This window comes from Streptomyces canus (genome assembly GCF_001514145.1).
In the GTDB taxonomy this organism is placed as follows: domain Bacteria; phylum Actinomycetota; class Actinomycetes; order Streptomycetales; family Streptomycetaceae; genus Streptomyces; species Streptomyces canus.
This window is the reverse complement of record NZ_KQ948671.1, coordinates 168,282-193,700: the sequence shown is the minus strand read 5'-3', so window position 1 is coordinate 193,700 and position 25,419 is coordinate 168,282. Positions and strand designations below refer to the sequence as shown.

The 25,419-nt window shown below is 67.5% G+C and carries 16 protein-coding genes and 1 pseudogene; 12 read left to right on the top strand and 5 right to left on the bottom strand.

Annotated elements, in window-relative coordinates; all coding sequences use genetic code 11:
- Window positions 1-41: 41 nt before the first annotated feature.
- The gene (locus AQJ46_RS39225) at window positions 42-3,506 is read right to left on the bottom strand and encodes a DNRLRE domain-containing protein (protein WP_059210108.1); all 3,465 of its coding nucleotides are present in this window, start codon (window positions 3,504-3,506) and stop codon (window positions 42-44) included.
- A 540-nt stretch (window positions 3,507-4,046) separates the two neighbouring features.
- On the opposite strand from AQJ46_RS39225, the gene AQJ46_RS39220 reads away from it, so the two are divergent.
- Window positions 4,047-11,171, top strand: coding sequence for a polymorphic toxin-type HINT domain-containing protein (locus AQJ46_RS39220; RefSeq protein ID WP_225887506.1), 7,125 nt, complete (start codon window positions 4,047-4,049; stop codon window positions 11,169-11,171).
- A 2-nt stretch (window positions 11,172-11,173) separates the two neighbouring features.
- Complete coding sequence (locus tag AQJ46_RS52945; protein WP_159064108.1) at window positions 11,174-11,620, top strand: immunity 26/phosphotriesterase HocA family protein; 447 nt, start codon at window positions 11,174-11,176, stop codon at window positions 11,618-11,620.
- Window positions 11,621-11,767: 147 nt separating this feature from the next.
- On the opposite strand, the pseudogene AQJ46_RS39215 reads toward AQJ46_RS52945, so the two are convergent.
- From AQJ46_RS39215 to AQJ46_RS39210, 3 genes and pseudogenes are all read right to left on the bottom strand, one after another.
- Window positions 11,768-12,160 (bottom strand): annotated as a pseudogene (locus AQJ46_RS39215) (tyrosine-type recombinase/integrase); the annotation flags it as partial.
- Window positions 12,161-12,315: 155 nt separating this feature from the next.
- Entirely contained in the window at window positions 12,316-12,537 is a 222-nt protein-coding gene (locus AQJ46_RS52940) for a DUF397 domain-containing protein (protein WP_079072612.1), read from the bottom strand.
- 12 nt (window positions 12,538-12,549) lie between these two features.
- Window positions 12,550-13,404 carry a helix-turn-helix domain-containing protein gene (locus tag AQJ46_RS39210; RefSeq protein WP_059210106.1) on the bottom strand — a complete coding sequence of 285 codons (855 nt, stop codon included), beginning with the start codon at window positions 13,402-13,404 and terminating at the stop codon, window positions 12,550-12,552.
- A gap of 233 nt (window positions 13,405-13,637) precedes the next feature.
- Between AQJ46_RS39210 and AQJ46_RS39205 the strand changes: the two genes are divergently transcribed.
- The 4 genes from AQJ46_RS39205 (at window position 13,638) to AQJ46_RS39190 (ending at window position 17,445) form a co-directional block, all read left to right on the top strand.
- Entirely contained in the window at window positions 13,638-14,093 is a 456-nt protein-coding gene (locus tag AQJ46_RS39205; protein ID WP_059210105.1) for an ATP-binding protein, read from the top strand.
- 135 nt (window positions 14,094-14,228) lie between these two features.
- Entirely contained in the window at window positions 14,229-14,588 is a 360-nt protein-coding gene (locus tag AQJ46_RS39200) for a hypothetical protein (protein ID WP_225887503.1), read from the top strand.
- 221 nt (window positions 14,589-14,809) lie between these two features.
- Window positions 14,810-16,192, top strand: a complete 1,383-nt coding sequence (locus tag AQJ46_RS39195; protein WP_059210104.1) for a nitrate/nitrite transporter — start codon at window positions 14,810-14,812, stop codon at window positions 16,190-16,192.
- A 98-nt stretch (window positions 16,193-16,290) separates the two neighbouring features.
- Window positions 16,291-17,445, top strand: coding sequence for a uroporphyrinogen-III synthase (locus tag AQJ46_RS39190; protein ID WP_057610815.1), 1,155 nt, complete (start codon window positions 16,291-16,293; stop codon window positions 17,443-17,445).
- A 180-nt stretch (window positions 17,446-17,625) separates the two neighbouring features.
- On the opposite strand, the gene AQJ46_RS39185 is transcribed toward AQJ46_RS39190, so the two are convergent.
- Window positions 17,626-18,123 (bottom strand): anthrone oxygenase family protein, encoded by a 498-nt coding sequence (locus AQJ46_RS39185; protein ID WP_059210103.1) that lies wholly within the window; start codon window positions 18,121-18,123, stop codon window positions 17,626-17,628.
- 199 nt (window positions 18,124-18,322) lie between these two features.
- On the opposite strand from AQJ46_RS39185, the gene AQJ46_RS39180 reads away from it, so the two are divergent.
- The 6 genes from AQJ46_RS39180 (at window position 18,323) to AQJ46_RS39155 (ending at window position 25,306) form a co-directional block, all read left to right on the top strand.
- Window positions 18,323-18,919 carry a CGNR zinc finger domain-containing protein gene (locus AQJ46_RS39180; RefSeq protein ID WP_059210102.1) on the top strand — a complete coding sequence of 199 codons (597 nt, stop codon included), beginning with the start codon at window positions 18,323-18,325 and terminating at the stop codon, window positions 18,917-18,919.
- Between the two features lie 318 nt (window positions 18,920-19,237).
- Entirely contained in the window at window positions 19,238-19,759 is a 522-nt protein-coding gene (locus AQJ46_RS39175) for a sigma-70 family RNA polymerase sigma factor (RefSeq protein WP_010039908.1), read from the top strand.
- Window positions 19,759-20,586 carry an anti-sigma factor family protein gene (locus AQJ46_RS39170; protein ID WP_079072610.1) on the top strand — a complete coding sequence of 276 codons (828 nt, stop codon included), beginning with the start codon at window positions 19,759-19,761 and terminating at the stop codon, window positions 20,584-20,586. The genes AQJ46_RS39175 and AQJ46_RS39170 overlap by 1 nt, the downstream gene beginning before the upstream one ends.
- Window positions 20,587-20,649: 63 nt before the next feature.
- Complete coding sequence (locus AQJ46_RS39165) at window positions 20,650-23,016, top strand: HelD family protein (RefSeq protein WP_059210100.1); 2,367 nt, start codon at window positions 20,650-20,652, stop codon at window positions 23,014-23,016.
- A 289-nt stretch (window positions 23,017-23,305) separates the two neighbouring features.
- The gene (locus tag AQJ46_RS39160) at window positions 23,306-24,721 is read left to right on the top strand and encodes an NAD-dependent malic enzyme (protein ID WP_059210099.1); all 1,416 of its coding nucleotides are present in this window, start codon (window positions 23,306-23,308) and stop codon (window positions 24,719-24,721) included.
- Window positions 24,722-25,024: 303 nt separating this feature from the next.
- The gene (locus AQJ46_RS39155; RefSeq protein ID WP_007382399.1) at window positions 25,025-25,306 is read left to right on the top strand and encodes an HU family DNA-binding protein; all 282 of its coding nucleotides are present in this window, start codon (window positions 25,025-25,027) and stop codon (window positions 25,304-25,306) included.
- Window positions 25,307-25,419 lie beyond the last annotated feature (113 nt).

The window sequence follows — 25,419 nt, the reverse complement described above, 5'->3', positions numbered from 1 at the left end:
CGGGCTCCGCCTCCCTGCGCGGGAGGCGGAGCCCAGCCGTGTCATCCGATGGAGAGGCGTGTCGGCCAGTACGTGTTCGGGTTGATGACCTGCGTGCCGGAGCCTGACAGGGTGGTTCTGCCACCCGGGTGGAACTTCACGGCCCCGTTGGCCGCGACGGCCCAGATGTCGGGGATGCCGTCGCTGTTGGCGTCAGTTGTGCCCATCAGCAGCGGAACGTCGGTGGTGTACCAGCCGGAGGCGCCGTACACGGTGTCGATCTTGTCCGCGGAATTCGCTGCGGAGGCCAGGGAGTTGATGTCGGTCCCTCCACCGCTCGCGGCGATTCCCTTGCGGAACAGCAGCCGCCCGGACGTGTCGGTGCGGTAGACCATGTCGGCGACACCGTCACCGCTGACGTCCATGACGATCGCCAGATCACGGCTGGTCCACCCGCCGGACAGGCGGAAGGCCTGGTCGATCGTCGCTCCGTGGTATCCGGTGAAGGCCCACAACTCGTCGCCGGCAGTGGCGAAGAAGTCGGTGCGTCCGTCGCCGGTGATGTCCCCGGTGGCCACGATCTGCGTCAGGGCCGAAGGGCTCGGGGCGCCCGACGGCAGCAGGATCTCCTGCCGCCTGTCGATGTTCACCGCACCGTAGCCGTCGCCCGGATAGACCCAGAGCCTGCCGCCCACCCGGACGACGAGATCCTGAAGGCCGTCCCCGCCGTAGATGTCACCGTTGTGGGTGATCAGGGCGCCCTTGAAGTGGCCTTTCGGGGCGGCGACGTACGGGGGCAGATTGTCGTTGCCGTTGGGATCCTTGTCGGGGTTCGGCCAGTAGGCCCCGGGCATCGAGTAGTTCAGGTCGCCCGAGCCCTTGTCCGTATCGGTCGTTGTCGCCTCTGAGGGGTACAGCGCGAGATACCCCTCGTCGGTGACGGCCATCATGTCGGGGAACTGGTCACCGGTGAAGTCGCCGGGCTTGTCGGCCTGGTCGCGCGGAGTGACGTAGAAGAAGTACCTGGTCGGCTCAGAGACGTTGCCGGCGGCGTCAACGGTCCGGACGTAGAGCACGTTGGGCCCGGCGGCGGGTGGCTTGGCGTTGCCGAGGGGGGAGACGAGGAGGGTGGACGCGCCGTCGGTGCGCGGCAGATTGCCGCTGTAACTGGCTGAGTTGTAGCCGTACTCGTAACGCACGACATCCTTGTTCAGGGCGCGCATGAAGAAGGTGCCGGCGGTACCGAACTTCTTGACGGACCACTTGCTGTCCTCGCCACCGCTGCCGAAGCCGTTCTGACTGGCGTCCGCGTTCGGGAAGTCGGTGGAGCTCACCACGGGGGGGCGTGGCGCGGTGGTGTCGAGGACGAAGCGGCAGGGCGTCTTCGGGTACCAGCCGGAGCTAGCGTCCGCGTCGTCGCCAGCCCGGACTCGCCAGGAGTATGTGCTGCCGCTCTTGAGCTTGCTGGTGGCGAACCCGTCGGTAGTGCGCAGTGCCGTGCTGGTGTCGCCGCTTGCGGACACTCTGCCAGTCGACTTCAGTAGGTCGCCGGTCTCATTCCACTTTGTCATCTCCCACAGGTCGAAGTCGAAGTAGTCGAGGTTCTTGTCCTTGTCCGTGGCCTTGGCCGTGAAGGTCAGATCGCCGGAGCCCATACGGACGTAGGGCTTCGTGGTGGTGCATTTGCCGTCCGGGCCGAGGTCCAGGGAGTCGGAGACGATCGATGGTTTGCGGTTGTAGACGAGTTCGAGCACAGGCGGGTGGTCGTTGCCGTCGGCCACGAACTTCTTCCACGCGTACTGGGAGTCCTCATCCCGGGCACGCATCCCGAAGGTGATCGTGTCCGCCCCTTTGTCGGCTCTCTTCTGCGCGCCCTTCTTCACATCGAAGGTCTCGAAGGCGTCGCGGCAGCCGGACTTGTAGCCGTGCGCGAAGCTCTTGGTGGCCAGTTTGTTTCCGTCATGCAGTTCGGGCGCGTTGTCCCAGTTTGTGTGTGAGTTGATCTCGCTCGTCAGGTGCACGCTCATCGAGCGTGCCTGGCAGGACCACGAGTAGGTCTCCAGCATCCGCAGCTTGGCGGTGGTGATCTGCGTGCCCTTGAGGTCCTTGTCGAACTGGATGTTGAAGAACGACCGCGAGGTTCCCCAAGTGTCGGACTCGAAGCCGACGCGTGCCTCGTGCGTGCCGCCCTTGTTGAAGCCCTTGCCGTTGTAGAACGTGGCCTTGGGATGACGGTCGTAGGCGGTGGTCCAGCTCTGGGTGTGCTTCTTCACCGAGGGGTCGATGAAAACCGGGTAGGCCGTGGCCGGATCGCTGAGGAAGTCCTGATCAGGCGTGAGGGTCCACTGGCCTGTGGACAGATCGGCTTTCACCAGGTCGCCACGCGAATTGGGCGAGGGTCCATCCAGGGAGGGCAGGCTCAGTGACGCGGCGGACCCGGTCTGGGACGGCGCTGGGGTCGGCTCGGCGGGGACTGACGGCAGCGGGGACTCCGAAACGTCCGGTGCCGGGCCGTCGCTGGCCGAGGGGAGAACCTCGACGTCGGTGTCCCTCTGCTCGTCGGACTCGACTTCCTCCTCCTCCGGCGGGCTGGGAGTGTCCGAGGGCGTCTCGATCGGGGAGTCCGTCGGATCCGGGGACTCCGCCTCGGTCGGCTGGGCCGTGGCCCCCACCTGTCCGTCCGTGACCGCGGGGGATCCGCTGCTGTCCCACATCAGCGGAGTCGGGGACACGGCGACCTCGTCATTGGACAGGTTCACCGCGCTGACCATTCCTGACAGCGGATCCAGGCGGAAGGAGAGATCGCTGGAGTGCAGGCCGTAGGTCATCTGCCGGACGTGCGGGTCGGACGCGGCCTGCCGGTTCTTCACCACGAGTGTCTGGCCGAAGCCGTCGTCGTCCGCCGTCAGCACCAGGTCGCCGCCCGGGAAAATCTCCGGGTACAGGATGCGACTGCCGTCGACGATCGGCGTCGGTATGGAGCCCGGCCAGGTCAGCTGGATGGTGTGGTCACCACTGTCGCCGACATACAGAGTGGCCAGGGGAGTTCCGGTGTCGGCGGCGGCGGACTTCACCAGGGAGACGCGCTGCACGGTCGAGCGGGAGGAGCGCTCCTCGCCGCGTTCCTCCGACCCTGCGAAGAACACCATCCGGGTGTTGGTGGCCTTCGGCTCCCAACCCTGCGCGGTGCGGTGCAGGTTCGGGTCGATCCTCTTCCACTCGCCGTCCACTTTGGCCCGGATCGGGGAGGAGTACAGCTGCTTCGCCATCCGGCCGTCGGGCCGGGCCCATGTCGTGGAACGTGCGGTGCGAGCCGCGGTCACCTCGATAGACTTTCCCGTCTTCGCGGCCCGGGTGAGCGCGACGGATTCGGTGACCATCGGAGTGCTTCGGCCGCGGGCACTGTCGTTGTGGGCGTCGTCGGACAGCCGGAAGCCGGCGTAGACGATGCCGGTCGTGGTGACCGCGGCGGCGAGCAGTGCCGCTCCGGCCCGACGGCCGGGCAGGCGGCGCCGGTTGTGCGTCATCGGGCGGGTTCCCCTTCCCCCTCGTGTGGCCAGCAGATGATGACCTATGGGGGAACTGTCGTCATCCTGTGGAGATCCTCGGGGCTGCCTCCGTAGCGCGAGCGCGCTGCGCCGGAGAGAGTGTCGAGCGCCTCATGGCGCGCGCTCGTAAATGAATAGGAAGTGGGGCAACTTGACCCCGTCGACATGTCTTATGTCGCAAGGGGCCCGAGTTTTCCCCAATGGGCAATAAAGGGGAAGTCAATCCCACGTAAAGCGAATTCCTGCTTTCGGGAGTATTCACAGCGTAATGGCGCGTTACGCACGGTGACGATCATCACATCGGTCCGTCGCGTCTGGTGTTTCTTCACAGAGTGATCACAGAATCTGTGCTCTCTGATAAGTCGTCACGCGTGGTCCTTCACCGGCCCGCTTCAAGTGGTCCGGGGGGACCTGGTCGTGTTCGATCGACTTTCGCATGCTCGCAGGCGCCGTTTGGCGCACGCAGTCGTCCCGGTAACGGCCGCGGTGCTGCTGGTTGGGCTGCTTCCCGCACAGGCGATGGCGCTCCCTCCGGACCCGGCGCAGGCGGAGGTCGGCCGCGAGACACTGACCTTGGAGCAACTCAAGAAGGAAGAGCCGATCCCAGGCGAAGAATTCAGCCTGGACCGCCCAACACTGCGGGCCAAGGTGCCCAAGGACCAGCTCGAAGCGCCGGCCGGCACGACGACCACTCCCGCCGGGACGCAGCCAGTTTTTTTCGGTTCGTCCACCACAACGGCCTCGGCCCGAACCGCCGGACGGGAAGTGGAACAGGCGGCGCTGACACCTGCCGGCAGTCTGCCGGTGAGCCTCGGTCAGGCGACCGACCAGCCGGCGCCGACGGGCACGTGGCAGGTCACGATCCCGCAGCGCACCACTCCGACGGGCCAGGGCGTCGACGGCGCCGTCATCGTCGTGGAAGCCCCCGCCGGAGGGGCAGTCCCGATCTCCGTGAAGCTGGACTACGCCAAGTTCGAGAATCTCTACGGCGCCGACTGGGCATCCCGGCTTCGCTTCGTGCAGTTCCCCGACTGCTATCTGACGACGCCTGACGACGAGGCGTGCCAGGCCTACGAGGAACTGGAGACCACGAACGACACTGCGTCGGCATCGCTCACGGCCACGGTCGACCCGGCAGCCGACGGCACGGTGACGCCTGCCTCGGCGAAGTCCGTAAAGCCCTCGAACTCAGGTGTTGTCCAAGCGGCTTACCGAAAGGCAATACCGGTCGCCACCGCAGGCAGTGGCACGGCAGTCATGGGTGCGGTCGACTCCGGCACCGGTGGCGGCGGCTCCTTCAAGGCGACCCCCCTTGCATCGGACGGCAAGTGGGCGGCGGGTGGATCATCGGGCGCGTTCAGCTGGTCCTATCCGCTCACCGTGCCGAACCCGCCCGCGGGGCCGACTCCCTCGATCTCCTTCAACTACAGCTCGCAGAGCGTGGATGGCCGTACTTCTGTTTCCTCGCCCCAGGCCTCCTGGATCGGCGAGGGCTGGTCGTACGACCCCGGCTACATCGAGCGCCGCTACCGCGCCTGCGAGGACGATCGCAAGACCCTCAAGGCCGGAACTCCCAACAACACGGCCAAGAAGGACAAGACCTCCGACCTGTGCTGGGTGTCGTACAACGCGGTGATGTCGCTGGGCGGTAAGACCACAGAGCTGGTCCGGGACGCGGCATCCGGCAGTGACCCCGAAAAGGATGCCGAGATCTACCGTCCCCAGCAGGACGACGGTACCCGGGTCGAACACCGCGTGGGCGGCACCAACGACGACAACAACGGTGAGTACTGGGTCGTCACCACCACAGACGGCACCCAGTACTACTACGGCCAGAACGCGGTGGGTGGAGGCCACGGGACCACCAACTCCGTCTCCACCGTCCCGGTCTTCGGTAACCACTCGGGCGAGCCGTGCCACGCGACGGCCTTTGGCGACTCCCGCTGCGGCGCCGGCAAACAGCAGGGATGGCGCTGGGGCCTGGACAAGGTCGTCGATGTCAACGGCAACACGATGATCGTCAACTGGAAGCAGGAAACCAACTACTACGCCGTCCGTGAGAAGTTCAAGTCGCCCGAGCAGTACGACCGTTACGCCTATCCAGCGTCCATCGAGTACGGCATGCGACCCGACGGCCTGACCAAGCCGTCGGCGACCGTGGACTTCGGAGTCAAGCAGCGCTGCCTCAAGTCGGACACGGCCTGCGCCGCGGCCAACTTCGACAAGACCGACGACCCGGGCGCCTATCGTCCCTGGTGGGACACTCCCGGCAACCTCAACTGCAAGTCCACGTCCAAGCTGTGCCCGGCGTTCCCGTCGTTCTGGACCCAGTGGCGTCTCGAGACGGTCACGACGAAGGCGGCTCGCGCGGGTAAGACCGGCTTGGGCCCGGTCGACAAATACACGCTTCGCCAGTCCTTCCCGGAGGACTGGTACGACACCGCCCCCGGTCTGTGGCTCAACTCCATCACCCGCACCGGCTACGCGCCGGGAGACACGACCGGCACTGTGCAGTCCGACTACGGTGTGAGTTTCGCGCGGTACACGGTCGGTTCCTCCTCGCCCCTTCGTGGCCGCCTCCGGGACCGCCAACTGCCCAACCTGGTGCTGAAAAACAAGAGCGACCAGCGTCCCGGCTTCACCCGCCCTCGCATCGGAACCGTCTCCACGGAGAACGGCGGGGACATCGAGGTCGAGTACACAGGAGGCTGTGCCACCGAGCCCGCGGAGGACAAGGGCAAGAGCAACGGCACCTGCTATCCGGTGCGCTGGTCTCCCGACGGTGACGAGAAAGCCCCTGCCAAGGCGTGGTTCAACAAGTACGTCGTCGACTCGGTGACAGAGACGGACAAGGTCACCTCCCGGGGCAAGCCGGTCACGATGAAGTACGAGTACTCCGGCGCTGCCTGGGCCAAGAACGACGACGAGTTCACCCGCCCCGCACTGCGGACCTACAGCGACTGGCGCGGCTACCGGCAGGTGAAGGTCAACAAGGGCGAGAAGGTCACCTCCGAGGTGGGAGAGGTGCAGTCCCAGTCCCTCTCCGTGACCCGCTACCTCCAGGGCGTCGGTGGTGAGGTGAAGGACTCCACCAGTACCTACACGCTTGTGGCGGACGACGCCCCGCAGTACGCCGGCATGACCGCGGAGACCATCACCTACCGAGACTCCGACGGCAGGATCCTCAGCCGCACGCTCAACTACCCGTGGTCGACGCAGACGGCTTCCAGAGACCGCGAGAACGAGGACGGCACCGCCGCGGACCCGTTGCTCGCCCACCGCACCGGCGTCAAACGCACGGACGAGATACAAACGCAGGACTCGGGATGGCGTGCCGTGCGCACGCTCACCACGGTCGACGACACGTACGGCCTGCCCACCCAGGTCGAGACGGCCGTCGTCAAGCCCGACGGCAACACCGAGAACCTCTCCGATCAGACGTGCACGAAGACGTCGTACCTCCACAACACCACGGCCTGGCTGATCGGTCTGCCGAAGGAGCAGCGCAGCACAGGAACTTCATGTGCAGCGCACGACACCGCGGACCCGGCCACCAAACTCAAGTCGGCCGTACGGTTCACCTACGACGGCCTCTCCTACGGCGCGACACCGACCAGAGGCATGGTTACCTCAAAGGCCGAGATCGACGGTGCCGGCACGGCGTACTCCTCCGTCGTCACGACCACCTACGACCCGCTGGGCAGGGTCCGTACCGTCACGTCTCCCGGCAAGGGCACGACGGAGACCAGGTACACCCCGGCCGACGAGGGCGGTCCGGTCACCGAGGTGAGGTCCTTCGACGCCAAGGACTACGAGACCATCACCACCTATGACCCCGGGCGCGGTCTCCCCCTGTCGGTCACCGATCCCAACGGCCGCGTCACACGCACCGAGTACGACGCTCTCGGCCGTCTGGTGAAGGGCTGGTCCCCGTCCCGTTCGGGCGCTGGACAGTCGCCGAGCGTGCAGATCGCGTACCAGGCGGCAATCGCCACGAGCACGGAGAACCGTCCGGCGGCGGTGACTGTCAAGACGCTGAAGGACGACGGTTCCTACGGCACGAACGTCACCCTCTACGACGGCCTGGGGCGTGAAGTCCAGCAGCAGACGAAGGCCCATGGCCCCGGCCGAATCATCGTGGACACCAAGTACGACGACCACGGCCTCGTCCACGAGAAGACGGGGGGCTATCTGGCGAAGGGAGAACCCGACACGGTTCTGTTCGCCCCGAAGTCGAAGTGGCTGTTCCCCTCATGGACCGAATACCGCTACGACGGCCTGGAACGCCAGGTACGGGCGACCGCTTACCAGGGCGACGACTACAAGGACGCGACCTACACGTCATACGGCCTGTCCACCACGTTCGTGGACCCGGCAGGCTCGACCCTGCCGAAGACCTGGACGTCCTACGACGCGCTCGGCCGGGCCACCACGCTGAAGCACTACACCCAGAAGGATTCCGACGCGGGTCGCCTGACCACCTACGCGTACGACGCAAGGGGCAACCGCTCCAAGGTCACCGATCCGGCGGGCAACGCCTGGACGTACACCTACGACGCCCGAGGCAGGGTGACGTCCGCGACCGACCCCGACACCGGCACCACGGACACCTGGTACGACGAGGCCGACCGCCCCAACCACGTCCGGAGTGAGCTCGGTCAGCACACGTACACCGAGTACGACATTCTCGGGCGCGTGCTGAAGGTGCGGCAGGGATCCACCACCGCCACTCCGGTCAAGGAGTACACCTACGACGAGGCACCTGGCGGCATCGGACAGCCGCTCTCCTCCAAGCGGCACACAGACACGGGTGACTACGTCAGTCGCGTCACCGGCTACGACGCCGAGTATCACGTCACCGGCAGCGAGACGGTCATCCCGGCGAACTCGATGACGACGGGACTGTCGGGCACATACGCGTACTCGTACACGTACACGCCGACGGGCAAGCCGCTGTCCGTCACCCTGCCCGCCGCAGGCGGACTGGCGCGGGAGAAGGTCGTCACCCGTTACAACGGCGACGGTCTGCCGGAGTCGACCTCGGGCCAGACCTGGTACACCTCCGACGCCACCTACTCGCCGTACGGCGAGGTGCTGCGCTCTGTCTCCGGGGCCCAGCCCTACCGCGTCTGGACGACGAACTTCGTCAACCCCTTCAACGGCCAACTCCAGCGCACAGTCACCGATCGCGAGACGGCCGACCCGCACCGCATCGCGGACAACTACTACTCCTACGATGCCTCCGGGACGATCACGTCCAACTCCCGCCAGCTCGGTGACCCGGCGGACAAGGTCTGGGACACCCAGTGCTTCAGCTACGACGTGCTGGGCGAACTGGTGCATGCCTGGACTTCCAAGGTCGCGCCGGGCGGCGATGGAACGGGCTGCAAGGCTGCGAGCGGCGCCACATGGGGCCACCGCACCGATTACGCGGCGTCCTCCGGCCCGGTCGCCGATGCTCCTGACCAGTCGACGGATGTCGCCACCCCGGACGCGGCGCTGACCTCGACACTCTCAGCCGCCGCCCCGGACTCGACGACCGTCTCCACGGGTGCCACCGCCTACCGCCAGTCGTTCACCTTCGACTGGCTCGGCAACCGCGCCGCCATGACCGAGCACAACACGGCGGACGCGACGAAGAACGTCACGTTCAATTACGGCTACGGCAAGACGATCGCCGCATCCCCGACGACGCCGGCCTACAAGACGCAGCCGCACACGATGACGTCGATCAGTTCGAACCCGTCAGGCGGAGGCAGCTCGTACACGTACGACGCGACGGGCAACACAACTGTCCGGGGCCTGACCGGTACCACGCAGAACCTGGTCTGGTCGCAGGAGAACAAGCTCGACTCGATCACCGCCGACGGCAAGAAGACGACGTACGTCTACGACGCCGCCGGCAACCGCCTGCTCGAGAACTCGTCGTCGGGCTCGACCCTGTACCTGGGCGAGACGGACCTGACGACGGACACGACGGGCACCATCACCAAGGCCTCGCGTTCCTACGCCCAGGCGGGCGCACCCACGGTCGTCCGCGCTACTACCAACGGTTCGACGACGGGCCACAAACTCAGCGTCCTGATCTCCGACCACCTCGGCACGGCGAACACCTCGGTCGACCTGTCCAGCGGACAGCCGGTCACCCGCCGCGATTTCAAGCCCTACGGGGATATCCGTGGCGCGAAGCCGTCGAGTTGGCCAAACAAGCGCAGCTACCTGGGCGTCGGGGTCGACGACGCGGCTACGGGCCTGACGCACCTGGGGGCCCGCGAGTACGACCAGTCTTCGGGCCGTTTCCTCTCGGCGGACCCGATCATCGACATCGCGGACCCGCTGCAGATGAACGGATACGCGTACTCGAACAACAGCCCTGTCAGCAAGAGCGACCCGACCGGTTTGATGCTGGATGCCGAAAGCGGAGGAACTGCGCCTTGCACCAAACCCGGCGGCTGCGTGCGGGACGACCCCGGTAAGCCTCCGAAGAGTACTTGGAAAAGCGAGGGAAGCAGCCAGCTCGACTACGACGGTGACGGGTACATCTCGATCTTCCCCACGGTCAAGGTGCCGGCCAAGTGGAGCAAGGCTCACCAGTACATAGACGCCTTCTATCGGCAACTCGACGATCTGTGCTCATTGTATGGGCGTAACGAATGCACGGACCTCTCTGCTCCCGTCAACGCCTCGAATGTGAACAACTCGAAGGGCGCTGCCTGCCTGGCAGTGGGCAGGGCGTGCCCGGGCGGGCTGAGCTGGGGCATGGCTGCCTCCATGAGTTCGGGGGTCTGGGCGGCTGCGGACGGCGGCGAGGGGCCCGGACTCGGCAGTATCGCGTTCGGTGGTAAACGAGGGCCGAAGAGCAAGTGCAACCAGTGCTTCCTCGCTGGCACCAAGGTGCTGCTGTCCGACAAATCCTCGAAGAACATCGAGGGGATACGGGTCGGCGACGAGGTGCTGGCCACCGATCCCGAGACCGGCGAATCCGGTCCGCGCAAGGTGACCCGGCTGATCATCACCGAGGACGACAAACACTTCAACGAACTCACGATCAAGACCCCGGAGGGCGAACGCAAGCTCACCGCCACCTACGAGCATCCGTTCTGGGTCCCCGAGGCCGGCCAGTGGCTTGAAGCGCGCGACCTCACACCCGGCACGACCCTGCGCAGCCCTGACGGTTCAACCGCCACGGTCACAGCAAACCGCCCGTTCTCCAAGCACGCTCGTACCTACAACCTGACCGTTGAGGACCTGCACACGTACTATGTGCTGGCAGGGGAGACTCCGGTACTCGTTCACAACAGCAACTGCCTTGGTGATCCGAATGCCCGGGGTGGGATCTACACACTCCGTGACGTGGACGGCAATGTTGTCAGAACTGGGCGAACAAACGATCTGCAGCGGCGGGAACGTGAGCATGCCCGAGGGGAAGACACCGCCGACTACAGCTTCCAAGTCGAATATCGCACCGACGTCTACCGAGAGCAGCGCGGTTTGGAGCAAATCGTGTGGATTCAGAATGGGCGTCCTGCGTTGCCCGGCGTGAGAAGGACAGCCGGAGTTAATGTGAGGAATCGGAACTACAACAAGTACATGGATGCCGCTGGCGAATTCTTTGCCAAATGGTATCCAGGGCAAGGTGGTTAGGTGTGACTCGAAAGTTGCCATACTCCCTGGGGGATATCTTCGCAGTGCCTCTTCGTGATGACGGGTATGCGTTGGGTGTGGTGGCCAGGGCAGATGGCAAGGGTATCGCGCTCGGTTACTTCTTTGGCCCGCGCTTGGGGGCTCCTGAAGTTCCGCCGCAAGGGTCGCTTGAGCCGAATGCCGCGATCAAAATCTGCAGGTTCGGTGACCTTGGGCTTATTCGCGGAAAGTGGTCGATCGTAGGGAGGGTGGAATCATGGGACCCTGCCCTGTGGGGCGTTCCTGACTTCTGCAGAAACGGAGAAGTCCGTGTCGTTTACGACGACGATTCGCTCACCATGTCCCGTGAAGAGCGGCTAGATCCGGAGGAATGCAGACTTCTTCCACAGGACGGGCTTGAAGGAGCGGGCTTCGTAGAGATTAAGCTCACTCGCCTCCTTGGGGCGTGACGCCGCCGCCTGGACTGCGCGTTCAAAATGCTTCTCGGAGTCCGCCCGCATAGCTGTCCCGAACGGCGCGCATGCAAATATGAAGCCCCGTCAGGTGCGTCCTGGCGGGGCTTCTGCGTGGGGTGACGGCAGTAGTTGACGGCAACGTCAGCGGACGCGGGTGGTGCAAGGTGGCGGTTCGTCGCCGTCGGAGCGTGCCGTCTTGGGGTCTTCCGAGCTGCCGAGTGCGGTGCTGAGGGTGTCGATGGCGTCGCGCTGGAGGCGGAGTCGGACGTGGGTGTAGACGGTTGCGGTGACGCCGATGTGGGCGTGGCCGAGGAGTTCCTTGATCACGACGAGTTCGATGCCCTGCTCCAGGAGCAAGGTCGCGGTCGAGTGCCGGAGGTCGTGGAAGCGGATGCGGCGGAGGCCGGCCTTGCGGAGGAGCGTGGTGAAGGCGCGTGTGAGGTTGGTTGGGTCGATCGGTCGGCCCTGCGCAGTGGTGAACACGTGCCCGTCGTGCAGCCACGTCGTGCCCGCGGCCTCGCGCTCGCGCTGCTGTGGTGACGACGAGTTCGATGTCTTGTTCCGGGAGCAGGCGGCCGAGTGCCTGGGGCCGTGGAAGCGGGTGCGGGGGAGTGTGGTGAAACACGGGAGAGAGATTGGCCGGTCGATCGCTCTGCCCTGCGCAGACGGTGACCCGCGCAAACCGCGTATCAGCTGTCCAGGCTCGGCCACCCTTCCGCGGACTGGCGCGAGCGCCTCTTTGATGTCGCATGCGAGATGAAAGGGACCCAGGCGGATGACTGGAAGACAAGGTGAGGGCTTCCCGTCGTCTTTGAGTCGCGCACGTGGAAGGCGCCGGGTGTGGCGGCTATCTCAAGGCAGTTCGAGCTGTCGCCGCTATAGGTGGACTTCTGCCACTGGAGGGTCTGCATGGTGCGGCCCTTTCACGTGTCCTGGATGAGGTGGTGGATGAAGTCCCGCGACTTGGTGGTGTCGAGGGCGCAGGTCTCCATGTGATCAAGTACGGCACGGTACTTGCTCAACCATGCCTCCGTGTCGAGGAAGCCGCAGCCCCCGTGGTGGGTGTCCAGCTGAACTGTGTCGAGCTGTGGGACGGCGCCCTCGACGTAGTCGAAGGACTGGCCTGTGCTCGGGAAGAACTCCGTGCCGAAGAGGATCACGCGGACGGTGACGTGTGCCAGTTCGCTCATGTCCAATAGATGCTTGAGCTGGTCGTGTACGACACCAGGGCCGCCGAAGCCCATGCGCAGGGCCGTCTCGTGGATGAATGCCGAGTACGCGGGCGGATCTTCCCGGTGCAGGATGCCCTGCCGCTTCATGCGGTGCGTGAGGCGGTGTTCGATCTCGTACTGCCGCATGGGCGGTACGACTGCCCGGAAGAGGGATCGGGCGTGGTCGGTGGTCTGAAGCAGAGCAGGGATGTGAATCACGAGGGCCACCCGCAACCCCTTTGCATGGTGCTCCAGTTCGGCCAGGTCGACCAGCGCCGCCGGTAGGTGGTCGCGATACGTCTCCCACCAGTCAAAGGTCCGCTTCCCCGTCATGTCGGCCAGGGCGTCGATCAGAGCCTCGTCAGAGCAGGCGTAGGTGGACGCCATGGCGCGGACGCGGTCGGCGCTGAGGGCGCTGCGGCCGGTCTCGATCATGCTGATGCGCCCTTGGTTGACGCCGAACAGGGAGGCGGCGCCGGTCGTGGTGAAGCCGGCCTGCTCGCGGAGTTTGCGCAGTTCGGCCCCGAGTCGGCGCTGGCGCAGCGTGGGGTTGCTGGTGGGCGGCAAAGCGCCTCCTCTCGGGCGGCGACGCGGTGGTCGGGTAACCCACATGAAGTAATCCGAGGAGTATCTCCTGGATTCGGGAGATGTATCTCCCGTCGGCCTCTACTGTACTTCTTGTCGCCCAACTCCCCCCGCCCGTAAGCCGGAAGCGCACCCATCCAGGCACAGCCACCGCCCGGCGCGGCCGTTGAGCGAGAAGTCGTCGCAGCTCCCTTCCCTTCCGCCGGAGGTATCCGATGGTCACCGTAGCCCTGCCCGACATCTGGGTGTACGCCCTTCGCCTGCCGCATGACCCCAGAGCCGCACGTGTCGCACGTACGACCGTGCGGGCCGCGCTGAACGGGCACGGCATGTCCGAAGTCCTCGACTCCGTCGAGCTGTTGACGTCCGAACTCGTCACCAACGCCTACCTGCACGCCAAGGGGCCCGCGTCGCTGCGGCTGACGGCTCTGGGGGAGGGGCGGCTTCGGGTCGCGGTCTGGGACAGCCACCCCTACATCCCGGCGCCCTTCGCCAAACCGCCCGGTGACAGTGTTCCGCCCGGCTCGGTGGGTGCTGTCGGCGGGCGGGGGTTGTTCCTCGTCCAGGAGCTCGCCGACTCCTGGGGCGGCTGGTCCCTCGGGAGCGGTCTGCTCGATCGGGCGGCGGGGAAGTTGCTGTGGTTCGAGGTGGGTGGCCGCGCCGCGGTGTGATCGTGCACAGCAGGGTCGCCGTAACGCCATCAGGCTTGCAGCGGTGACGCACGGAGACGCCGGCCAGGATGGTGCCGTGTCATGAACCCGGATCATTGCACGCAGCGCGGACATTCACCGGAGCAGGAGGCGGGCTTGAGAGAGCAGAGGCCGATGACGGACGACGCCCCGCTCCTTACGGACGGAAGCCAGAGCACGTTCTCCATGGCGATGCGCGCCCTCGTCGACCGCGGCCTCCCCCAGGACGTGATCGACGTCCACGCGGGCTGCCGGTACTACTCCGTGATCGAGCTGGAGCAACTGGGCGACTTCGATCTCCTCGAGCTGCGCGACCGGCTGGAGAGCGTCGTATGGGTCAGTGACGAGGAGTTCGCGGCGTATGGGCTCAGCCCCGAGGGCATCGCTGAGCTGCGGCGATGGGCCCTGGAGTGGGAGTCCGACCTCGGGCTGCGGATCCTCGAGGACTACGACGAACCCGAGGACGCCGACGACTGAAGGGGTAGCCTGCGGCGTGGACCGGCTCTCACACCGCGGTCCCCCGGAGCGGAGCTGTTCGTAACACAAAGACCCCAGGACCTCTCATCCCGCCCCCCGCCGGGGTGAGAGCAACGTTCCTTTCCGGTCACCCTGTGCCACAGGCAGGAAACGCGTCCTCCCTACCTTCGGGATCAGCCACTCGTAGCAGGACCTGAGCCCCGTCGCACCGTGGAGGCGTCATGACAGCCCCTAGTACAGCCCCCGCACCCCCGAGCAGGGGCAGCCGCTGGATCCAGCAGTGGGATCCCGAGGACGAGACCTTCTGGAAGGAGACCGGCGAGAAGGTCGCCAAGCGGAACCTGCTCTTCTCCGTTCTCTCCGAGCACATCGGGTTCTCGATCTGGACCATGTGGTCCGTGCTGGTGCTCTTCATGGGCCCGGAGTACGGGCTCACGCCGGCGGACAAGTTCCTGCTGACGTCGATGGTCACCCTGGTCGGAGCCGTCGTCCGCGTCCCCTACACCTTCGCCGTCGCGATCTTCGGCGGACGGAACTGGACGATCATCTCGGCCGGCCTCCTCCTCGTCCCCACCGTCGCCGCCTTCGCGGTGATCAAGCCGGGGACCTCGTTCAACACCTTCCTGTTGGTCGGCCTGCTGGCCGGCATCGGCGGCGGCAACTTCGCCTCGTCCATGACCAACATCAACGCGTTCTTCCCCCTCCGTAAGAAGGGGTGGGCCCTCGGGCTCAACGCCGGCGGCGGCAACATCGGCGTCCCGGTCATCCAGCTGGTCGCCCTCGCGATCATCGGCGCCAGCGGTGGTCCCCGGGTACTGCTCGGGATCTACATCCCGCTGATCCTCGTCGCCGCCGTCCTCGCCGCGCTCTTCATGAACAACATCGAGAACGTGAAGAACGACACCGGCGCCGCCAAGGACGCCGTGAAGGACGGCCACACCTGGATCATGTCCTTCCTCTACATCGGCACGTTCGGCTCGTTCATCGGCTACAGCTTCGCCTTCGGGCAGGTGCTGACCAACCAGTTCGGCCGGACCCCGCTCGAGGCCGCGTACGTCACCTTCATCGGCCCGCTGCTCGGCTCCCTGATCCGTCCCGTCGGCGGCGCGCTGGCCGACAAGTACGGCGGCGCGAAGATCACGCTGTACAACTACGTCGGCATGGGCGTGGCGACGGCGGTCCTGATCGTCGCCAGCATGCAGAAGTCGCTCGGACTGTTCACCGTCGCGTTCGTGGTGCTCTTCGTCCTCAGCGGTCTCGGCAACGGCTCGACGTTCAAGATGATCCCCGGCATCTTCCAGACCAAGGCGCTGGCCAAGGGCCTGGAGGGTGAAGCGGCCGCCGCCTACGGCCGCCGTCTCTCCGGTGCCTCCATGGGCCTGATCGGCGCGGTCGGCGCGCTCGGCGGCGTCGGCATCAACCTCGCCTTCCGGCAGTCCTTCCTCTCCTACGGCTCCGGAACCGGCGCGTTCGTCGCCTTCCTCGCCTTCTACGCGGCCTGCTTCGTGGTCACCTGGGCCGTATACCTTCGCCGCTCGGCCGCCCAGGGCCAGGCAGCGACCGCCTCCGAGGCGAAGCCGCAGCTCAGCTACGCCGAGGTGTGACGTAACACTGGCGACATAAAGCGGAACCGAGCCTGTCACGAGCCGTTGACAGGCTCGGTCGGCATGTAGGTCAGACGACAGACTGCGGGACGACACCCATGTACGACGAACAGCAGGCAACAGAGCAACACGGCCCCCTCGCGGGGTTCACCGTGGGAGTCACGGCCGCGCGCCGGGCAGACGAGCTCGGTGCGCTGCTCCAGCGCCGTGGGGCCGCCGTACTGCACGCGCCCGCCCTGCGGATCGTGCCCCTCTCCGACGACAGTGAACTGCTGGCGGCCACGAAGGATCTGATCGACCAGGCACCCGATGTCGTGATCGCCACGACCGCCATCGGTTTCCGGGGGTGGGTCGAGGCCGCCGACGGGTGGGGGCTCGGTGAGGCGCTCCTCGACCGGCTGCGCGAGGTGGAGCTGCTCGCGCGCGGCCCGAAGGTCAAGGGATCCATAAGGGCCGCCGGGCTGACGGAGGACTGGTCGCCGTCGTCCGAGTCCATGGCCGAGGTGCTGGACCGGCTGCTGGAGGAGGGTGTCGAGGGGCGCCGGGTCGCCATTCAGCTGCACGGGGAGCCGTTGCCCGGGTTCGTGGAGGCTTTGCGGGCCGCGGGAGCGGAGGTCGTGGGGGTGCCGGTGTACCGGTGGATGCCGCCGGAGGACCTCGCGCCGATGGACCGGCTGTTGGATGCGGCTGTCTCGCGGGGGCTGGACGCGGTGACCTTCACGAGCGCGCCCGCCGCGGCTTCCCTTCTCTCCCGGGCCGAGGACCGCAGTCTGCTTCCCGAGCTGCTCGCCGCTCTCCATCACGATGTGCTGCCGGCGTGTGTCGGGCCGGTGACCGCGTTGCCGTTGCAGGCGCGGGGGGTGGACACGGTGTCGCCCGAGCGCTTCCGGCTCGGGCCGCTCGTGCAGTTGCTGTGCCAGGAGCTTCCCGGGCGGGCCCGGTCGTTGCCCATCGCCGGCCACCGGGTGGAGATCCGGGGGCACGCGGTGCTGGTCGACGGGGTGCTGCGACCGGTGCCGCCGGCGGGGATGTCCTTGCTGCGGGCGCTGTCCCGGCGGCCGGGCTGGGTGGTGTCGCGGGCGGAGCTGCTGCGGGCGCTGCCGGGCGCAGGGCGCGACGAGCACGCGGTGGAGACGGCGATGGCCCGTCTCCGTACGGCGCTGGGGGCGCCGAAGCTGATCCAGACGGTGGTCAAGCGGGGGTACCGGCTGGCGCTGGACCCGGCCGCCGACACCAAGTACGCGGACGTCTAGCCGGCGCCTCGGCAGGCAACGTTCGCCCGGTGAGGAGCGGCGTCGTGGGGGCCCGCGCGAGGGCAGCCGAGCCGTGGGGGAGCCTGCTCCCGGTGCGGCGAGAGGGAGTACCGGGCGCCGCCAGAGGGCATGCCGGGCCTCGCGAGAGGGGCGAACGCCGCCTGCCGAGGACTGGGCCGGCTAGTCGACCCGCGCGGCACGGCTGCCCGTGGCCTTCACCAGAAGGCCCAGCGCCACCGTCAGCAGCACCGCCCGCACCACGTTCCACGCCACCCAGGGATCTTCGAACTCCTCGCGCAGCGCGCCGGGGTCGCCGCCCCGCGCGAGGCCGTCGTTGAGGGGGATGTTGAAGACGACGGTGACCAGGAACGCCAGGGCGGAGGCCGCCAGGGCCGCCCACACCCACCGCCGGTGTCGGCTGCCCCGGGCCTGCCAGGCCGCCACCGCCGTGAGGGCCGGCGCGCCCAGGAAGCTCAGGAAGAACACCGGGTTCTGGATGACCTCGTTGATGTCGCGCATCACGGTGACGTAGACGCGGTCGTCGCTGCGCGCCAGGCCCGGCATGACGGCGCACGCGAAGACGTAGAAGGCTCCGGCGATCAGGCCCGTGGCGACCGTGGCCGCGCCCAGGACGAATCGGCTGAGGACGAATCGGCCGCTCCTGCTGCTCTGTGTCATGGCTCCAGTCAAGGGCCCCGCCCGGCGCGCCGACATGGCCGAGACGCGCCGCCGCATACGTGCGCGTCCAGGCACCGCTCCCGGTACGAGGGGTTCCGGCGGCGGGAGCGGGAGGGCACTGTAAGAGGGAGCCCCGGAACAGCCGCGAAGCACCTCACCGACCCCTTACGACCGGGGCACCCTAGGCGGTGACTGGCACATGGCACTGGGTATGGCCACGGTCGCGTACGAGCTGCGGTTCGACGCCGGACGGATCAGCCTCGACCTCCTCGCGACCACCCACCCCGAGGAACGCCTCGACTCGACGGAGGTGCTGTGCGCCTGGATCGTCGGTTCGGGGCTGGTGCCGGACGGGACCGACCTGACGCACGCGGACCCGTCCTGGCTCGTCGGCTTCCGGGAACTGCGCGGCCGGATCGGGCAGTTGGTGCGAGGAGCGCCCGGACAAGGGCCCGGACACGGCTACGACCTCGCGCTCGCCCACGTCAACGACGTCGCCCGTGCCGCACCTCCGGCCCCGCGCGCGGTACGGGACGAGGGCGGCTCGCTGGTGCGCGAGTTGGACGGTCCGCCCGGCTGTGCGGCACTGCTCGGGGCCATCGCCAGGGACGCCGTAGGGCTGCTGACGGACCCGGTCGCACGGGCGGCGATCAGAGAGTGCGAAGGGGACAACTGCCCCATCGTGTATCTGGATACGTCACGGGGACGCAGGAGGCGCTGGTGCTCCAGTGAGGTCTGTGGGAACCGCGAAAGAGTGGCCCGGCATCGGAGGCGCGCGGCTCTCTCGCGGACCTGACTGGTCGTTATGTCCCTTCTGTGGAGGGCCTGTCGAAGTGATTTCGATTACATGTCGTTTACTCGCTCAACCTCACGGGCCGTAGTGGTGATCTTGCCTGTGTGGTGGAAATGTAAAGATCGCGCGGCGGGAATGTGCGCGCATGTCCTGTCTCGTCACGTCACTCAGGAGAAAACTGTCGTCGCACTTTGAACACCCAACACCTCACGTCCGTACCCGTAGTCGAGCGACCGACTGGGGGAACCCGGGACATCGGAGGTGGGCGTGCGCAAGGATTCCGTCGTGGCCAATGAACGTGGATCGAGGGCCCGACATCGCATGTCCCAGCCCTCGGAACCTGATGAGGAGCTGATGCGTGCCCTGTACAGAGAGCACGCCGGGCCTCTCCTTGCATATGTCCTTCGGTTGGTTGCGGGTGACCGCCAGAGAGCTGAGGACGTGGTGCAGGAGACGCTCATCCGTGCCTGGAAGAACGCCGGACAGCTCAATCGAGCGACCGGATCGGTACGCCCCTGGCTGGTGACGGTCGCCCGGCGCATCGTCATCGACGGCCACCGCAGCCGGCAGGCCCGGCCGCAGGAGGTCGATCCGTCGCCGCTGGAGGTCATCCCCGCGGAGGACGAGATCGACAAGGCGCTGTGGTTGATGACGCTGTCGGATGCGTTGGACGACCTGACCCCGGCCCACCGGGAGGTACTCGTCGAGACGTATTTCAAGGGGCGTACCGTCAACGAGGCGGCCGAGACCCTGGGCATTCCCAGCGGAACCGTCCGCTCGCGGGTGTTCTACGCCCTGCGGTCGATGAAGCTCGCACTGGAGGAGCGGGGGGTGACGGCGTGATGAGTGTGTACGGGGGTAACCAGGGATTCGGCACAGGTGGTTCGGGTATGTCAGGTTCCATGATGGGATCTCCGGTGCCGAACGAGCATGAGACCGTCGGCGCCTACGCCCTCGGGATCCTCGACGACGCCGAGGCAACCGCTTTCGAGGCCCATCTCGCGACCTGCGAATGGTGCGCCCAGCAGCTCGACGAGCTCGCCGGCATGGAGCCGATGCTCGCCGCACTCGCGGACCTGCCGGGCTCCGGCACCCCCGCGATCGGTGAGTCGCTCTCCGCCAAGCCCAGCCCGCGGATCGTGAACAAGCTGGTGGACGAGGTCGCGGAGCGCCGTGCGCAGAAGCGGCGCCGCAGCTTCTACATGGTCGCGGCCGCGGCCGCGCTGATCATCGGCGGTCCGTTCGCCGCGATGGCGGCGGGCGGCGGCGACTCCGGCGGCGACAAGGAGCAGCCGAGAGTCCTCGCGAGCACCGCGAAGGAACTCTTCGAGTCCATGAACGACAAGGTGTCGGGGACCGACCCCTCGACCGGCGTCAGCGCGACCGTCGCCATGCAGACGAAGGACTGGGGCACCTCGCTCGGTCTGGAACTCAAGGGCGTCAAGGGAGAGCTCAAGTGCTCCCTCATCGCCGTCACCGACAACGGCGAGCGCTGGACGGCCTCCACCTGGTCCGTCGGCAAGTGGGGCTACGGCCTCCCGGACGGCAAGACCCCGGAGTCCAAGAAGCCTCTCTACATCGGTGGCGCGGTCGCACCGGCTCAGAACACGATCGACCACTTCGAGGTCGTCACCTCCGACGGCAAGAAGCTCGTCGAGGTCGACGCGTAACTTCCCGCCGGGGCCCCCTTCGCGTACGGTTGACGGCTGCCCAGCACGTCAGAAGGGGGCCCGGTGGCCGCTCAGGCTCAACAATCCGCGGTCGGCTCGGTTCAGGACTCGGTTCGGGACCACGAGATCGGCGTCGAACAGGAACATCTGGACCGGGTCTACCGGCGTCTCGAGGAGAAGATCCACGAGGCGGAGTTCCTCATGAACGACGCGGCCAAGCGCGGCCAGGTCGGCACACCGGGCGCTCTCGCCGAGCGGGACGCCCAGGTTTTCCGGGCCGGTGTGCACCTCAACCGGCTCAACAACGAGTTCGAGGACTTCCTGTTCGGCAGGATCGACCTGCTTCTCGGCAAGGACGGCAAGAAGGGGCCCGACGGCGCCTACACCGCCGTGGAACCCGCCGAAGGCGCTGTCCGGGAGGGCGGCACCGCGGACATCGCGGAGACCCTGCACATCGGCCGGATCGGAGTCCTGGACTCCGAGTACGCGCCGCTGGTCATCGACTGGCGGGCGCCGGCCGCCGCCCCCTTCTACAGGTCCACTCCAGTGGATCCCGGGCGTGTCGTACGGCGCCGGGTGATCCGCTCCAAGGGCCGCAAGGTCCTCGGGGTCGAGGACGACCTGATGCGCCCCGAGCTCAGGGCCTTCCTCGACGGCCACGAGCTGCCCGTCATCGGCGACGGCGCCCTGATGGCCGCGCTGGGACAGGCCCGCAGCCACACCATGCGGGACATCGTCGCCTCCATCCAGGCCGAGCAGGACCTGGTCATCCGCGCCCCCGCCGCGTCCGTGACCTACGTCGAGGGCGGCCCCGGCACCGGCAAGACCGCCGTGGCCCTGCACCGGGCCGCGTATCTGCTCTACCAGGACCGGCGCCGCTACGCGGGCGGCATTCTCATCGTCTCGCCCACCCCGCTGCTCGTGGCGTACACCGAGGGCGTTCTGCCGTCCCTCGGCGAGGAGGGCCAGGTCGCCATCCGCGCGATCGGCTCCCTGGTCGACGGCGTCGAGGCCACCCTGTACGACTCCCCGGCGGTGGCCCGCGCCAAGGGGTCGTACCGGATGCTGAAGGTGCTGCGGAAGGCGGCGCGGGGGGCGCTGGAGCTGGGAAGCCACAGCGGGGGGAGCGGTTCCGGGCAGCTCGCCTTCGGCGAGGACGACACCTCCACCGCATCCTCCACCGCACCCCCCACCCGCCTTCGCGTCGTCGCCTTCGGGCGCCGGCTCGAACTGGAGGGGGACGAGCTGGAACACGTCCGCCGGAACGCCCTCAGCGGCACCGCACCCGTCAACCTGCTGCGGCCCCGGGCCCGCAAGCTGCTCCTGGACGCCCTGTGGGCGCGGTCCGGGGCGGGCACCCGGCACACCGATCCCGAACTGGCGGCCGAGCTGCGGTCGTCGTTCGACGAGGACATCACCTCCGAGGACAGCTTCATCGAGTTCCTCGACGCCTGGTGGCCGGAGCTCACCCCTAAGGCCGTCCTCGCCGCCATGGCCGACGAGCGGCGCCTCGGCCGCTGGGCCCGCCGCATCCTCAACCCCGGCGAGGTCCGCAGGGTCGCCCGCTCACTCAGACGTGACGGCCTCTCCGTGCACGACATCGCCATGCTCGACGAGCTCCAGGCGGTCCTCGGCACCCCGGCCCGCCCGAAGAAGCGGCGCGAACTGGACCCGCTCGACCACCTCACCGGCCTGGAGGAGCTGATGCCGGTCCGCGAGGAGTCGCAGCGCGAGCGGGCCGAGCGGCTCGCCCAGGAACGCGTCGAGTACGCCCACGTCATCGTCGACGAGGCCCAGGACCTCACGCCGATGCAGTGGCGCATGGTCGGCCGCCGCGGCCGGCACGCCACCTGGACGGTCGTAGGAGACCCGGCGCAGTCCTCCTGGTCCGACCCCGACGAGGCCGCCGAGGCCCGCGACGAGGCCCTCGGCGCGCGTCCCCGCCGCCGCTTCCAGCTCACCGTGAACTACCGCAACCCCTCCGAGATCGCCGACCTCGCGGCGAAGGTGCTGGCGCTGGCCATGCCGGGTTCGACGGCCCCTTCGGCCGTACGATCGACCGGCGTGGAGCCCCGCTTCACCGTCGTACGGAAATCTCTGGGCGAGACCGTCCGTGAGGAGGCCGCCCGGCTCCTCGGCCTCGTCGACGGCACCGTCGGCGTCGTCGTCGCCATGAACCGCAGGGAAGAGGCCGCTCGCTGGTTGACCGGACTCGGCGACCGGGTGGTGGCGCTCGGCAGCCTGGAGGCCAAGGGCCTGGAGTACGACGCGACGGTCGTGGTCTCCCCGGCCGAGATCGCCGACGAGTCGCCGGCCGGACTGCGGGTGCTCTACGTCGCCCTCACCCGGGCCACCCAGCAGCTGACGGTCGTCTCGGCGGAGCGCGACCAGCCGGACCGGGACGGGGTGCCCGATCTGCTGAGAGATTGAACTCTCGGTACGGGAATGGTCTTTCGGGATCCGTTTGTTAGCCTGGGTGTGACACCGGCCCGATCCAAGCCCCCGGGCCCAACCTTCGTCGCTACGAGCGACCACTTGCCGCGAGGCGAGCATGGCGGGTCGGTGTCATTGACCTGCTGAGAGGCCCACGTCCATGTGACGTGGGCCTCTCTCGTCATGAACAAAAAGTCCGCAATCCAACGTGGCTAACGCCTACTCATCAGTAGGTGCGACCATCGGACGGCATCAGCGTCACAGGTGAAAGCAGAGGAAGTCGGCCATGGCAACGGCGCCCAGCGTCTCCTACTCGATTACGGTCCGGCTGGAGGTGCCCGCGGGTGGTACCGCGGTCTCCCAGATCACCACGGCCGTAGAGTCCCACGGAGGCTCGGTGACCGGCCTCGACGTGACCGCCTCGGGCCACGAGAAGCTCCGGATGGACGTCACCATCGCGGCGAGCTCCACGGCCCACGCCGACGAGATCGTCCAGCAGTTGCGCGGCATCGAGGGCGTCACGCTCGGCAAGGTGTCCGACCGTACGTTCCTCATGCACCTCGGCGGCAAGATCGAGATGCAGTCCAAGCACCCCATCCGCAACCGTGACGATCTCTCGATGATCTACACGCCGGGTGTGGCGCGCGTCTGCATGGCGATCGCCGAGAACCCCGAGGACGCCCGCCGCCTCACCATCAAGCGCAACTCCGTTGCGGTCGTGACGGACGGCTCGGCCGTGCTGGGTCTGGGCAACATCGGTCCCAAGGCCGCCCTCCCGGTCATGGAGGGCAAGGCGGCCCTCTTCAAGCGGTTCGCCGGCATCGACGCCTGGCCGCTGTGCCTGGACACCCAGGACACCGACGCGATCGTCGAGATCGTCAAGGCGATCGCCCCCGGGTTCGCCGGCATCAACCTCGAGGACATCTCCGCCCCCCGCTGCTTCGAGATCGAGGCCCGGCTGCGCGAGGCCCTCGACATCCCCGTCTTCCACGACGACCAGCACGGCACCGCGATCGTCGTCCTCGCCGCCCTGACGAACGCACTTCGCGTCGCCGGCAAGGCAATTGAGAACATCCGGGTCGTCATGTCCGGCGCCGGTGCGGCCGGTACGGCCATCCTCAAGCTGCTGATCGCGGCGGGCGTGAAGAACGCCGTCGTCGCCGACATCCACGGCGTCGTGCACGCCGGCCGCGAGGACCTCGTCGACGCCGCTCCCGGCTCGGCGCTGCGCTGGATCGCCGACAACACCAACCCCGAGGGCCTGACCGGGACGTTGAAGGAGGCCGTGCGCGACGCGGACGTCTTCATCGGCGTCTCCGCCCCGAACGTCCTGGACGGCGCCGACGTCGCCGCCATGGCCGAGGGTGCGATTGTGTTCGCGCTCGCGAACCCCGACCCCGAGGTCGACCCGGCGGTCGCCCGTCAGACGGCGGCCGTCGTGGCCACCGGCCGCTCCGACTTCCCGAACCAGATCAACAACGTGCTGGTCTTCCCGGGCGTCTTCCGCGGTCTGCTGGACGCCCAGTCCCGCACGGTCAACACGGAGATGATGCTCGCGGCCGCGAAGGCCCTCGCGGACGTCGTCACCGAGGACGAGCTGAACCCGAACTACATCATCCCGAGCGTCTTCAACGACAAGGTCGCGGGCGCGGTCGCGGGTGCAGTGCGGGACGCGGCGAAGGCCGCCGGGGCGACGGCGTAGGGCCTGCGTCTACAGTGGGCGTCGGCTGTTCGGCTGTGAGGATCGCCACGGCGGTCCTTCGGCCCGGCGCGTCGCGGAACCGGGCGCTTCACGGCACCCTCTAGGGTGGCGCCACGCCCAGGCCTCTGTTCGTGTGACCCCCTAGGGTGTTCATACGAGTCCTACGGGTGCCGGATTGGCTTTCCCGCAGCAGGTAGGGGCAGGATGCGTCCCTGGGCGCGAGCGCATCGGCTTCGCTGTGCCTCGTGTGCGGCCCCGCCGCGTGGCACACCCCAACGGCAAGAAGAACACGGGAGTAACAACATGAACCGCAGTGAGCTGGTGGCCGCGCTGGCCGACCGCGCCGAGGTGACCCGCAAGGACGCCGACGCCGTTCTGGCCGCGTTCGCCGAGACCGTCGGCGAGATCGTCGCCAAGGGTGACGAGAAGGTCACCATCCCCGGCTTCCTGACCTTCGAGCGCACCCACCGTGCCGCTCGTACCGCGCGCAACCCGCAGACCGGTGACCCGATCCAGATCCCGGCCGGCTACAGCGTCAAGGTTTCGGCGGGCTCCAAGCTCAAGGAAGCCGCCAAGGGCAAGTAGGTCCGACGGTGCGTCTCGGGACGACGTACCCGTCTCAGTAACGCCAATGGGGCGGCCACCCGGAACCGGGCGGCCGCCCCATCGCCGTACCGGAAGAGGGCGTCAGCCGAGCG